Annotated in this window: 9 protein-coding genes; 6 read left to right on the forward strand and 3 right to left on the reverse strand. The window is 54.1% G+C overall.

Translation table 11 applies throughout. The features are described 5' to 3' along the window. Positions 1–7: 7 nt before the first annotated feature. Together hslR and hslO are read left to right on the forward strand one after the other, a co-directional pair. Positions 8–409, forward strand: coding sequence for a ribosome-associated heat shock protein Hsp15 (hslR, locus tag ACLJRH_RS07340; protein ID WP_000660721.1), 402 nt, complete (start codon positions 8–10; stop codon positions 407–409). Positions 410–433: 24 nt separating this feature from the next. Continuing rightward, the gene (gene hslO, locus ACLJRH_RS07345) at positions 434–1,312 is read left to right on the forward strand and encodes an Hsp33 family molecular chaperone HslO (RefSeq protein ID WP_001135571.1); all 879 of its coding nucleotides are present in this window, start codon (positions 434–436) and stop codon (positions 1,310–1,312) included. Positions 1,313–1,422: 110 nt separating this feature from the next. On the opposite strand, the gene ACLJRH_RS07350 is transcribed toward hslO, so the two are convergent. Next, positions 1,423–3,132, reverse strand: coding sequence for a DUF4153 domain-containing protein (locus tag ACLJRH_RS07350; protein ID WP_023136938.1), 1,710 nt, complete (start codon positions 3,130–3,132; stop codon positions 1,423–1,425). 379 nt (positions 3,133–3,511) lie between these two features. On the opposite strand from ACLJRH_RS07350, the gene pckA reads away from it, so the two are divergent. Then, positions 3,512–5,131 carry a phosphoenolpyruvate carboxykinase (ATP) gene (gene pckA, locus ACLJRH_RS07355; RefSeq protein WP_001265685.1) on the forward strand — a complete coding sequence of 540 codons (1,620 nt, stop codon included), beginning with the start codon at positions 3,512–3,514 and terminating at the stop codon, positions 5,129–5,131. Positions 5,132–5,205: 74 nt separating this feature from the next. Here the strand turns inward: pckA and envZ are convergent, their stop codons facing one another. Both envZ and ompR read right to left on the reverse strand, forming a co-directional pair. Next, complete coding sequence (gene envZ / locus ACLJRH_RS07360; protein WP_001253818.1) at positions 5,206–6,558, reverse strand: two-component system sensor histidine kinase EnvZ; 1,353 nt, start codon at positions 6,556–6,558, stop codon at positions 5,206–5,208. Further along, the gene (ompR, locus tag ACLJRH_RS07365; protein WP_001157751.1) at positions 6,555–7,274 is read right to left on the reverse strand and encodes a two-component system response regulator OmpR; all 720 of its coding nucleotides are present in this window, start codon (positions 7,272–7,274) and stop codon (positions 6,555–6,557) included. Before ompR ends, envZ begins: the two co-directional genes overlap by 4 nt. A gap of 225 nt (positions 7,275–7,499) precedes the next feature. Here ompR and greB point away from each other — a divergent pair, with 225 nt between their 5' ends. From greB to feoA, 3 genes are all read left to right on the forward strand, one after another. After that, positions 7,500–7,973: a transcription elongation factor GreB gene (greB, locus tag ACLJRH_RS07370; RefSeq protein ID WP_000856695.1), complete on the forward strand. Its 474-nt coding sequence runs from the start codon at positions 7,500–7,502 to the stop codon at positions 7,971–7,973. Between the two features lie 98 nt (positions 7,974–8,071). Beyond that, on the forward strand, positions 8,072–10,402 hold the full coding sequence (locus ACLJRH_RS07375) for a Tex family protein (protein WP_000980661.1): 2,331 nt from the start codon (positions 8,072–8,074) through the stop codon (positions 10,400–10,402). Between the two features lie 436 nt (positions 10,403–10,838). Further along, a complete protein-coding gene (gene feoA, locus ACLJRH_RS07380) occupies positions 10,839–11,066 on the forward strand; it encodes a ferrous iron transporter A (protein ID WP_001160955.1) in 228 nt (75 codons plus the stop codon). The last annotated feature ends 2 nt before the right edge of the window (positions 11,067–11,068 follow it).

Below are 11,068 nucleotides of genomic sequence, written 5' to 3' on the forward strand. Positions count from 1 at the left end.
AGACGCCATGAAAGAAAAGTCCTCCGTTGAGGTCAGACTGGATAAATGGCTGTGGGCCGCGCGTTTTTATAAAACCCGCGCGCTGGCCCGCGAGATGATTGAAGGCGGTAAGGTGCATTACAACGGCCAGCGCAGTAAGCCGAGCAAAATCGTCGAGCTGAACGCTACCCTTACCCTGCGTCAGGGAAATGACGAACGGACGGTGATCGTTAAAGCCATCACCGAACAGCGCCGTCCGGCCAGCGAAGCCGTCGCTCTGTATGAAGAGACGGCGGAAAGCGTGGAAAAACGCGAAAAAATGGCGCAGGCGCGCAAGCTTAACGCCCTGACCATGCCGCATCCGGACAGGCGACCGGACAAGAAAGAGCGCCGCGACCTGTTACGATTTAAACACGGCGACAGCGAATAACTGTCACCCGCAAGAGAGATGATTATGCCGCAACATGACCAATTACATCGTTATCTGTTTGAAAACTTTGCCGTTCGCGGCGAGCTGGTGACCGTTTCGGAAACCTTGCAACAGATCCTCGACAATCATACCTACCCGCAGCCGGTGAAAACCGTACTGGCCGAACTGCTGGTCGCCACTAGCCTGCTGACCGCAACGCTGAAGTTTGCCGGTGACATTACGGTACAGCTCCAGGGCGACGGGCCGTTAAGCCTGGCGGTGATCAATGGCAATAATCAGCAGCAGATGCGCGGCGTGGCTCGCGTTCAGGGCGACATCCCTGACAATGCGGATCTCAAAACGCTGGTTGGCAACGGCTATCTGGTGATCACCATTACGCCGGAAGAGGGTGAACGCTATCAGGGCGTGGTGGGTCTGGAAGGCGATACTCTGGCGGCGTGCCTGGAAGATTACTTCCTGCGCTCCGAGCAGTTGCCGACGCGCCTGTTTATTCGTACCGGCGATGTCGACGGTAAACCGGCGGCAGGTGGAATGTTGCTCCAGGTGATGCCAGCACAGAACGCGCAGGCGGAGGATTTCGACCATCTGGCTATGTTGACGGAAACCATTAAAAGCGAAGAGCTGCTGACGTTACCGGCAAATGACGTGCTGTGGCGTTTGTATCACGAAGAAGAAGTCACGCTCTACGATCCGCAAGATGTTGAATTCAAATGCACCTGTTCACGCGAACGTTGCGCGGGCGCGCTGAAAACATTGCCGGATGAAGAAGTGGACAGCATTCTGGCGGAAGAAGGCGAAATCGATATGCACTGCGATTACTGCGGCAATCATTATCTGTTCAATGCGATGGATATCGCGGAGATCCGTAACAACGCCTCTCCTGCCGATCCACAGGTTCATTAATCGCCTTTCAGTCGACAACATCATTGCCTGATGGCGCTGCGCTTATCTGGCCTACAGCATCCCGCTCCGTAGGCCGGATAAGGCATTTATGCCGCCATCCGGCAAAAAACTTACTCGTTGTAGTAATCCACATCCAACCGCTGACCATCAACAATGATATCGCGCCAGGCTTTGGGGGCTGAGTCTAACTGATGCCCGGCAATCGCGTGCAACAGTTGCGTCTTAGAAAACCCGTCCGGCAGTCGGGCGAACGCTTTCTGCGTCCATTTCCCCTCTTTTAAGCCGTAGACCTGGCTCTCGGCAACAATAAAGTTATACAGCACCTGCTCAGGCTGACCGTCACCGTTAAGATCCTGACTCACCAGCACGCAGGCATCCGGTTCAAGGCAGGAAGCGCCCGAATAACTCTGCTCTTTGACAAACGCCCAAAATGCGGCATCCGGCTTCTGACTACCGGGCGCAATCATCACCACCCGCGCTAAATCGTCCGCCGTCGGAGAGACCTTATTTCTCTGCAAAAACGTCATCAGTTCACGATTGCGCTTTCTGTTCTGCGTAAACGCCTCGTCATCCCGCAACGATTTCAGCGCTTCCTGGCCAGGTTTGCCGCTGTGATCCAGCATATACAGACTGATCTGATCCGCAGTAATTTTACCGCTATGGTAACGCGCCATATGGCTGTTGACGCTAATACGCCAGACATCAAGTACAGGCGAGGCCAGCAGCAGCAATATCACCAGCGTCAACAAAGAGACGCTCAGTATCACCTTGCCTTGCCACTCACCAGGGTCGCGTCCGCGGCGTAACAGACCGATCAGATAACCGAAGGACCATACCAGCAAGACAGACACCGTCAGCGCGCCATACAGACGATCCGGCGTCCAGCCGTATTGCTGAATGCGTACCCATAACGCCCAGCCCGCCAGCAGCATATATATCGGGGCAACGCACAGCGAGACGCTAATCATGCCGCGTAGTACGCGCGGATAGGGTAATACGCGCTTTTGCGGTTCGTTGACAATCGCCACGAGGAGCAGCAGCATCAGCGTCAGCGTGGATAGCAGCCCCGCAGCGGAAACACGCGCAGAAATCGCCTCCAGTCCGGTAAAGGGTAACGTCACAATAAACAGCAATGCCAGCAGCGACACCACTGGCAGTAAACCCGTCGCGATCAGCGTCAGCAGCTTTTGCACCGCCGCCACAAGGCGCGACTGCGTGCGGGCGAGAATGACCGCCAGCGCCGTAATTAAGCCGATGGTCACATAAATAAAGGCTTCAGTTTCAAAGAAAAGGGTGCTGAAAAAGCGGATGCCCACCAGCCTGAATAGCGCGCTCCAGAGCAGAAGCACCAGCCAGAACAGTCCGTTAGCGACCAGGACGATAAACAATGTCAGTACGTTATGCCATAACCGCATATAAAACTGGGGATAACGCGCCGAACCGGTTTGCGAATGTAGCTGATATTGCATCCAGGGTAATACCAGCACCGCCATCAACACAAGCCGGAGACCATACAGCCAGAGGAGCTCGGCCAGGCGCCATTTCTCCACCGTCTCAACCTGCCATTTCAGCCAGCCGCTCATTGCCAGCACGACCACAAAGATCAGCCCCAGCCAGCCCCACAGCGCGCGCTGTTTAAAAGAGACCACGGTAAGCAATAGCATTGACGACAACGCTATCGTCGCAGGCATACCATAGAACAGCCAGTCGCTATTTTGTGGTACCAGCCAGGCCATCAGCAGGTAGCACAAGACGCCCTGCAGCAAACCGGTGAGCAACATACCCCAGCGAGTAGTACGTGAAAGCGCTACACTTTCCATGTCGTTATCCAGAATGATGAGAAAGTCGCATTATTGCATCATCTGTTCACCGCCAGGCGTCGTCATGCATAATTCAGAAAAAAACGCAGAGAGGTGAATCGATATTGTTAATGTTGGCGTTACGTAACTTTCTTACATGAATGCGATTACAGTCACATTATGTCGGTCAAAAACACTTCCTTTTAACGTTTTCAGAACATTTTCCACAACAAAAGTAGGTTTCCTGCCATAATAACCGCCGCTGCGTGACAGGAGTCACAGTGTTTTTCGTCAATCGTGATTTTGTCCAGATACGTAAATCTATGAGCCTTGTCGCGGTTAACCAACCTCAAAAAACCTTACTATTTTCGGTAATATATATTGGCTAAGGAGCAGTGATATGCGCGTTAACAATTTAACCCCGCAAGATCTCAAGGCTTATGGTATCAACGACGTCCAGGATATCGTTTACAATCCCAGCTACGACACCCTTTATCAGGAAGAACTTAATCCTGGTCTGGAAGGGTATGAGCGTGGCGTGTTAACTAACCTGGGCGCTGTTGCCGTTGATACCGGTATTTTTACCGGTCGTTCGCCTAAGGATAAGTATATTGTTCGCGACGACACCACGCGTGATACGCTGTGGTGGTCCGATAAGGGTAAAGGTAAAAACGATAATAAGCCGCTTTCCCAGGAAACCTGGCAACACCTGAAAGATCTGGTGACGCATCAGCTTTCCGGTAAACGCTTATTCATTGTTGATGCGTTCTGCGGCGCAAATGCCGACACGCGTCTTTCCGTGCGCTTTATTACGGAAGTCGCCTGGCAGGCCCACTTCGTTAAAAATATGTTCATTCGCCCAACGGACGAAGAGCTGGTAGGCTTCAAACCTGACTTTATTGTCATGAACGGCGCGAAGTGCACCAACCCGCAGTGGAAAGAGCAAGGGCTGAACTCGGAAAACTTCGTGGCGTTCAACCTGACTGAACGTATTCAGCTTATTGGCGGCACCTGGTACGGCGGCGAAATGAAAAAAGGGATGTTCTCGGTAATGAACTACCTGCTGCCGCTCAAAGGTATCGCCTCAATGCACTGTTCCGCCAACGTGGGTGAAAAAGGCGATGTCGCGGTCTTCTTCGGCCTTTCCGGTACCGGAAAAACCACTCTGTCCACCGACCCGAAACGTCGTCTGATTGGCGATGATGAGCACGGTTGGGATGACGACGGCGTGTTCAACTTTGAAGGCGGCTGCTACGCCAAAACCATCAAACTGTCGAAAGAAGCGGAGCCAGAAATTTATCATGCGATTCGCCGTGATGCGCTGCTGGAAAACGTCACCGTGCGCGAAGACGGCACCGTAGATTTCGACGATGGTTCCAAAACCGAAAACACCCGCGTCTCTTACCCGATCTATCATATCGATAACATCGTTAAGCCCGTATCCAAAGCAGGTCACGCCACTAAGGTTATCTTCCTGACGGCGGATGCTTTCGGCGTGTTGCCGCCGGTTTCCCGTTTAACCGCTAACCAGACGCAGTACCACTTCCTGTCGGGTTTCACCGCTAAACTGGCCGGCACCGAACGCGGCGTCACCGAACCGACCCCCACCTTCTCCGCCTGCTTCGGCGCCGCGTTCCTGACGCTGCACCCGACGCAGTATGCTGAGGTGCTGGTGAAACGTATGCAGGCAGCAGGCGCGCAGGCTTATCTGGTTAACACCGGCTGGAATGGCACCGGCAAACGTATCTCCATCAAAGATACGCGCGCAATTATCGACGCCATTCTGAACGGTTCTCTTGATAACGCGGAAACCTTCCGTCTGCCGCTGTTCGATCTGGCGATCCCGACTGAACTGCCAGGCGTGGATACCCACATTCTCGACCCGCGTAACACCTACGCGTCGCCGGAACAATGGCAGGAAAAAGCCACCGCGCTGGCGAAACTGTTCATTGAGAACTTCGAGAAGTATACGGATACCCCGGCAGGCGAAGCGCTGGTTAGCGCCGGACCGAAGCTGTAAGGAACAGGCCGGATGGCGGCTTTGAACTGCGTCATCCAGCGTTAAGAAGAAAGGGAGGGTAATACCTCCCTTTCTTATGCCTCTTTTGTCGTCCCCTGGACGCGAGCCACAGGAACCGGTAGCCAGGCGCGAATCGACAATCCGCCACGCTCGCTGGTGCCAATCTCCAGCATCCCGTTATGGTTATCGATAATGCGCTGCACAATCGCCAGCCCCAGCCCTGTGCCGCTGGTGCTACGGGCGCTGTCGCCACGCACAAAAGGCTGGAACAGATGTTTACGCTGCTCCGGCTTAATGCCCGGCCCGTCATCTTCTACCTGGAACCAGGCGCGATGCGACTCAGTGCCGCTGCTGACCTTAATCCAACCGTTGCCATAACGGGCAGCATTGACCACCATATTCGCCACCGCGCGCTTAATCGAGAGCGGGTGCATTTTCACCTGGATACTGCCTGCCTGAAGCGCAGTGTTAATCTCACGCTCATAGCCGCTTTCCGCCGCAATCACCTCGCCCAGCACGGAATTGAGATCCGCCATCTCCATTGGCATTTCCTGACCGGTACGCAGATAGTCAATAAACTGTTCGATAATGGCGTTACACTCTTCGATGTCTTTATTGATCGACTCCGCGAGATAACCGTCTTCCTCGCCCATCATCTCCGTCGCCAGACGAATACGGGTCAGCGGCGTGCGCAAGTCGTGGCTGACGCCCGCCATCAATAGCGTACGGTCATCGGCCAATTGTTTCACGCCGGCGGCCATATGGTTAAACGCCCGGGTCACAGAGCGCACCTCAGAGGCGCCATATTCACGCAGCGGCGGCGGAATAATTCCCTTCCCTACCTGCAAAGCGGCATGTTCAAGATCCACTAACGGTCGGTTCTGTATACGAATAAATAGCCACGCGCCGCCTATCGCCAGGAGCATGATCGCCAGCGTGTAACGGAAAAGCGGAGAAAAATCGCCCTGATGAATCTCGGTCAGCGGCACGCGCACCCAGATATTGGGCGACAGCCAGGTTTTGAGCCACACGACAGGCGAGCTTTTGTTGACCTCAACGCGCACTTCCGTCGGGCCGCCTAATTGCTGCGCCATCTGGTGGCTTAAGAATTCGTAGTGTTGCGCCCAACGCAGCCCGGCCTCTTCGGCGGCTTCGTTGGTGTAGAGAGAGATCCCCAGCTCGCGATAGATTTCCCGACGAAACGCAGGCGGCACGACTAACTGCGTGCCGTCCTCCAGTTGCAGCTTATCGGTCATCAGCATACGGACTTCGTAAGCCAGAACCTTATTAAACTGCTGGAGGCTCGGCAAAATCGCGAAGTTCAGCACCACCAGGTAGGTCGTCACCAGGCTGACGAACAGCAAGGTGACGATGAGCAACAGCGTGCGGGCAAATGAACTTCGCGGCGAGAAGCGCATTCGCCTCATGCTTTAGAACCGTCCGGTACAAAGACGTAGCCCAGGCCCCATACGGTTTGAATATAACGCGGATGCGCCGGATCTTCTTCCACCATACGGCGCAGGCGGGAGATCTGGACGTCGATGGAGCGTTCCATCGCGGAATACTCGCGGCCACGGGCCAGATTCATCAGCTTATCGCGAGAGAGCGGCTCGCGCGGGTGGCTTACCAGCGCTTTCAGTACCGCAAACTCCCCGCTGGTCAGCGGCATCGGTTCATCTTCACGGAACATCTCGCGCGTACCGAGGTTCAGTTTAAACTTACCAAACGCGATAACGGCCTCTTCCTGCGACGGCGCGCCGGGCAGTTCGTTTGCCTGACGACGTAGCACGGCGCGGATACGCGCCAACAGCTCGCGCGGGTTAAACGGTTTAGGAATGTAGTCATCGGCGCCGATTTCCAGCCCGACGATACGGTCAACCTCTTCACCCTTCGCCGTGACCATAATGATCGGCATTGGATTACTTTGACTACGCAGGCGACGACAAATCGACAGACCATCTTCACCTGGCAGCATTAAATCCAGTACCATGAGATGGAAAGATTCACGGGTCAGCAGACGATCCATCTGCTCGGCGTTAGCGACGCTTCGAACCTGGAAGCCCTGCTCGGTCAGATAACGTTCCAGTAGCGCCCGCAGACGCATATCGTCATCAACCACCAGAATCTTATAATTCTCTTGCATTGTCTGTACTCCCAAAGGTTCGCAACAAATGTAAGTGTGTATTCTTAAAAAAGCTCACGTGAGTCACCAGCAAATTCTGGTATGAATTTCAGGCTAAATTGTTACAAAGCATATTTAACAGCAGCTTAAATATACAATTAATCGGCAACTCCATTATTTATTCTGTCGGGACGATCACGTTATACCCCGTGTGCGCAATATCGACAGCAAAGGTAAATCAACGAGATGAAAACGCCCCTGATCACCCGCGAAGGGTACGAAACACTCAAACAAGAGCTCAATTATCTCTGGCGTGAAGAGCGCCCGGAGGTCACCAAAAAAGTGACCTGGGCTGCGAGTCTGGGCGACCGCAGCGAGAATGCCGACTATCAGTATAATAAAAAGCGCCTGCGTGAGATCGACAGACGCGTCAGATATCTGACCAAATGCATGGAAAATCTCAAAATCGTGGATTATTCCCCGCAGCAGGAGGGCAAAGTCTTCTTCGGCGCCTGGGTGGAAATTGAAAATGATGACGGCGATACGCTGAAGTTCCGCATTGTCGGCTACGATGAAATTTTCGGACGTAAGGATTACATCTCTATCGACTCGCCGATGGCGCGGGCGCTACTGAAAAAAGAAGTGGGCGATCTGGCGGTGGTTAACACCCCTGTCGGCGAAGCAAACTGGTACGTCAATGCGATCGAATACGTCAAATAAGACAAGAAGAATCCTAAGCCCCCGCTGATGGCTGGCATTTTTGCCAGCCAATCCGTATAACTATCCCCTGATTTTTATCCTGAAGACGAAGCTAACCCATGATGAATGATTCTTTCTGCCGCATTATTGCGGGTGAAATCCAGGCAAATGCCGGACAGGTTGAAGCTGCCGTTCGCCTGCTTGACGAAGGGAACACCGTGCCGTTTATCGCACGTTATCGTAAAGAAATCACCGGCGGTCTGGATGACACGCAGTTGCGTAACCTGGAAACGCGTCTGGGCTATCTGCGTGAGCTGGAAGACAGACGTCAGGCCATCCTCAAGTCCATTTCCGAACAAGGCAAACTGACCGATGAGCTGGCTGGCGCCATCAACGCTACGTTAAGTAAGACCGAGCTCGAAGACCTCTACCTGCCCTATAAACCTAAACGCCGCACCCGTGGACAAATCGCCATTGAAGCCGGCCTTGAGCCGCTGGCCGATCTGCTCTGGAACGAGCCGTCCCACGATCCTGACGTGGAAGCGGCAAAGTACATTGATGGAGACAAAGGCGTGGCGGACACGAAAGCCGCGCTCGACGGCGCACGCTACATTCTGATGGAGCGCTTTGCCGAAGACGCCGCATTGCTGGCGAAAGTGCGTGATTACCTGTGGAAGAACGCCCATCTGGTCGCCACGGTCGTGAGCGGCAAAGAGGAAGAAGGGGCAAAATTCCGCGACTATTTCGACCATCATGAGCCCATTGCTAACGTCCCGTCTCACCGTGCGCTGGCCATGTTCCGTGGTCGTAACGAAGGCATTCTGCAACTTTCGCTCAATGCCGACCCACAGTTTGATGAGCCGCCGAAAGAAAGCTACTGCGAGCAAATCATCATGGACCATCTCGGCCTGCGGCTAAATAACGCCCCGGCGGATAGCTGGCGCAAAGGCGTAGTGAGCTGGACGTGGCGTATCAAAGTCTTAATGCACCTCGAAACCGAACTGATGGGCACCGTGCGCGAACGTGCGGAAGATGAAGCGATTAACGTGTTTGCCCGTAACCTGCACGACCTGCTGATGGCAGCCCCCGCTGGCCTGCGCGCCACGATGGGCCTTGATCCTGGCCTGCGTACCGGCGTAAAAGTCGCTGTCGTTGACGGCACCGGCAAGCTGGTGGCGACGGATACCATTTATCCGCATACCGGTCAGGCGGCCAAAGCGGCTACCGTGATCGCCGCGCTGTGCGAAAAATACCACGTCGAACTGGTCGCGATTGGCAACGGTACGGCCTCACGTGAAACCGAACGCTTCTATCTCGACGTACAGAAACAGTTCCCGAACGTGACGGCGCAGAAAGTGATCGTCAGCGAAGCGGGGGCGTCCGTATATTCCGCTTCTGAGCTGGCGGCGCAGGAGTTTCCGGATCTCGACGTCTCCCTGCGCGGCGCGGTCTCTATCGCGCGTCGCCTGCAGGATCCGCTGGCGGAACTGGTGAAAATCGATCCGAAATCCATCGGCGTCGGCCAATATCAACACGATGTCAGCCAGACCCAGTTGGCGCGTAAGCTGGATGCGGTGGTCGAAGACTGCGTAAACGCCGTCGGCGTCGATTTGAATACCGCCTCCGTACCGCTGCTGACCCGCGTCGCGGGCTTAACGCGCATGATGGCGCAAAACATCGTCGCCTGGCGCGATGAGAACGGTCAGTTTCAGAACCGCCAGCAACTGTTGAAGGTGAGCCGTCTGGGGCCGAAAGCGTTTGAGCAGTGCGCGGGCTTCCTGCGTATTAACCACGGCGATAACCCGCTGGATGCCTCCACCGTCCACCCGGAAGCCTATCCGGTTGTCGAACGCATTCTGGCGGCGACGCAGCAAGCGCTAAAAGATCTGATGGGCAACAGCAACGAATTGCGTCACCTCAAGGCCGCTGATTTTACCGACGATAAATTCGGCGTGCCGACCGTGAGCGATATCATCAAAGAGCTGGAAAAACCGGGCCGCGACCCGCGTCCTGAATTTAAAACCGCGCAATTCGCCGATGGCGTCGAAACCATGAACGACCTGCTGCCGGGAATGATTCTGGAAGGGGCGGTCACTAACGTCACTAACTTCGGCGCGTTTGTCGATATCGGCGTTCATCAGGATGGCCTGGTGCATATCTCCTCGCTCTCGAATAAGTTCGTTGAAGATCCGCACACCGTGGTGAAAGCGGGCGACATCGTGAAGGTGAAAGTGCTGGAAGTGGATCTGCAACGTAAGCGTATTGCGCTGACGATGCGTCTGGACGAACAGCCCGGCGAAACCGCCGCTCGCCGCGGCGGCGGCGCCGATCGCGCTCAGGGCAACCGCCCGGCATCTAAAGCGGCGAAACCGCGCGGTCGTGACGCTCAGCCAGCCGGTAACAGCGCCATGATGGACGCGCTGGCAGCCGCAATGGGAAAAAAACGCTAATCGGGTAATACGCAGGCCGGGTTACTTCTTATCCGGCCTGCGATTTTGCAATACGTCCAACCCTTTCTTTTTTAATTAACAATTAAATCTTACCCATTAGAACCTGTTAATTAATTTTCTTCTGCTATCCGCACTATTAATTATCACTTTATTAACAGATGAAACCTTAATTAAACATTAAAAACGGTGAATATTTGCACATTAGGGGTATTTGCAAAAAGACAAATAAATGTTGAGCCATATCAACATCGGCGCAAATTATCGCTTATTTGTACATTCCGTCACATTTTAATCGTTGAAGATAGAAACCATTCTCATTATCATTGTGTTGTTGATTATTTACTCTTTCCTTCGTTGGCTAAACATCGGGTCTCCTGCCGCCCCCCTGAGCGCCGCATGAGGTATACATCCAGTTAGTAAGAAACAAGTAGGTCGTATGCAATTCACTCCTGACACTGCGTGGAAAATCACCGGCTTTGCGCGTGAAATCAGCCCGGCGTATCGTCAAAAACTGCTTTCGCTCGGCATGTTGCCCGGCTCTTCATTTAATGTCGTCCGCGTCGCGCCCTTAGGCGATCCGATCCATATCGAAACACGACGCGTGAGTCTGGTTTTGCGTAAAAAGGATTTGGCGTTAATAGAAGTGGAAGCGGTTTCCTGTTAATA

The organism is Salmonella sp. SAL04162 (assembly GCF_046551535.1).
GTDB lineage: Bacteria > Pseudomonadota > Gammaproteobacteria > Enterobacterales > Enterobacteriaceae > Salmonella > Salmonella enterica.

Excerpts from the sequence above, each read along its gene's own strand:
- hslO (WP_001135571.1), top strand. The coding sequence starts at position 434 with ATGCCGCAACATGACCAATTACATCGTTATCTGTTTGAAAACTTTGCC.
- ACLJRH_RS07350 (WP_023136938.1), bottom strand. The coding sequence starts at position 3,132 with ATGGAAAGTGTAGCGCTTTCACGTACTACTCGCTGGGGTATGTTGCTC.
- feoA (WP_001160955.1), top strand. The coding sequence starts at position 10,839 with ATGCAATTCACTCCTGACACTGCGTGGAAAATCACCGGCTTTGCGCGT.
- ACLJRH_RS07375 (WP_000980661.1), top strand. The coding sequence starts at position 8,072 with ATGATGAATGATTCTTTCTGCCGCATTATTGCGGGTGAAATCCAGGCA.
- hslR (WP_000660721.1), top strand. The coding sequence starts at position 8 with ATGAAAGAAAAGTCCTCCGTTGAGGTCAGACTGGATAAATGGCTGTGG.
- greB (WP_000856695.1), top strand. The coding sequence starts at position 7,500 with ATGAAAACGCCCCTGATCACCCGCGAAGGGTACGAAACACTCAAACAA.
- envZ (WP_001253818.1), bottom strand. The coding sequence starts at position 6,558 with ATGAGGCGAATGCGCTTCTCGCCGCGAAGTTCATTTGCCCGCACGCTG.
- ompR (WP_001157751.1), bottom strand. The coding sequence starts at position 7,274 with ATGCAAGAGAATTATAAGATTCTGGTGGTTGATGACGATATGCGTCTG.
- pckA (WP_001265685.1), top strand. The coding sequence starts at position 3,512 with ATGCGCGTTAACAATTTAACCCCGCAAGATCTCAAGGCTTATGGTATC.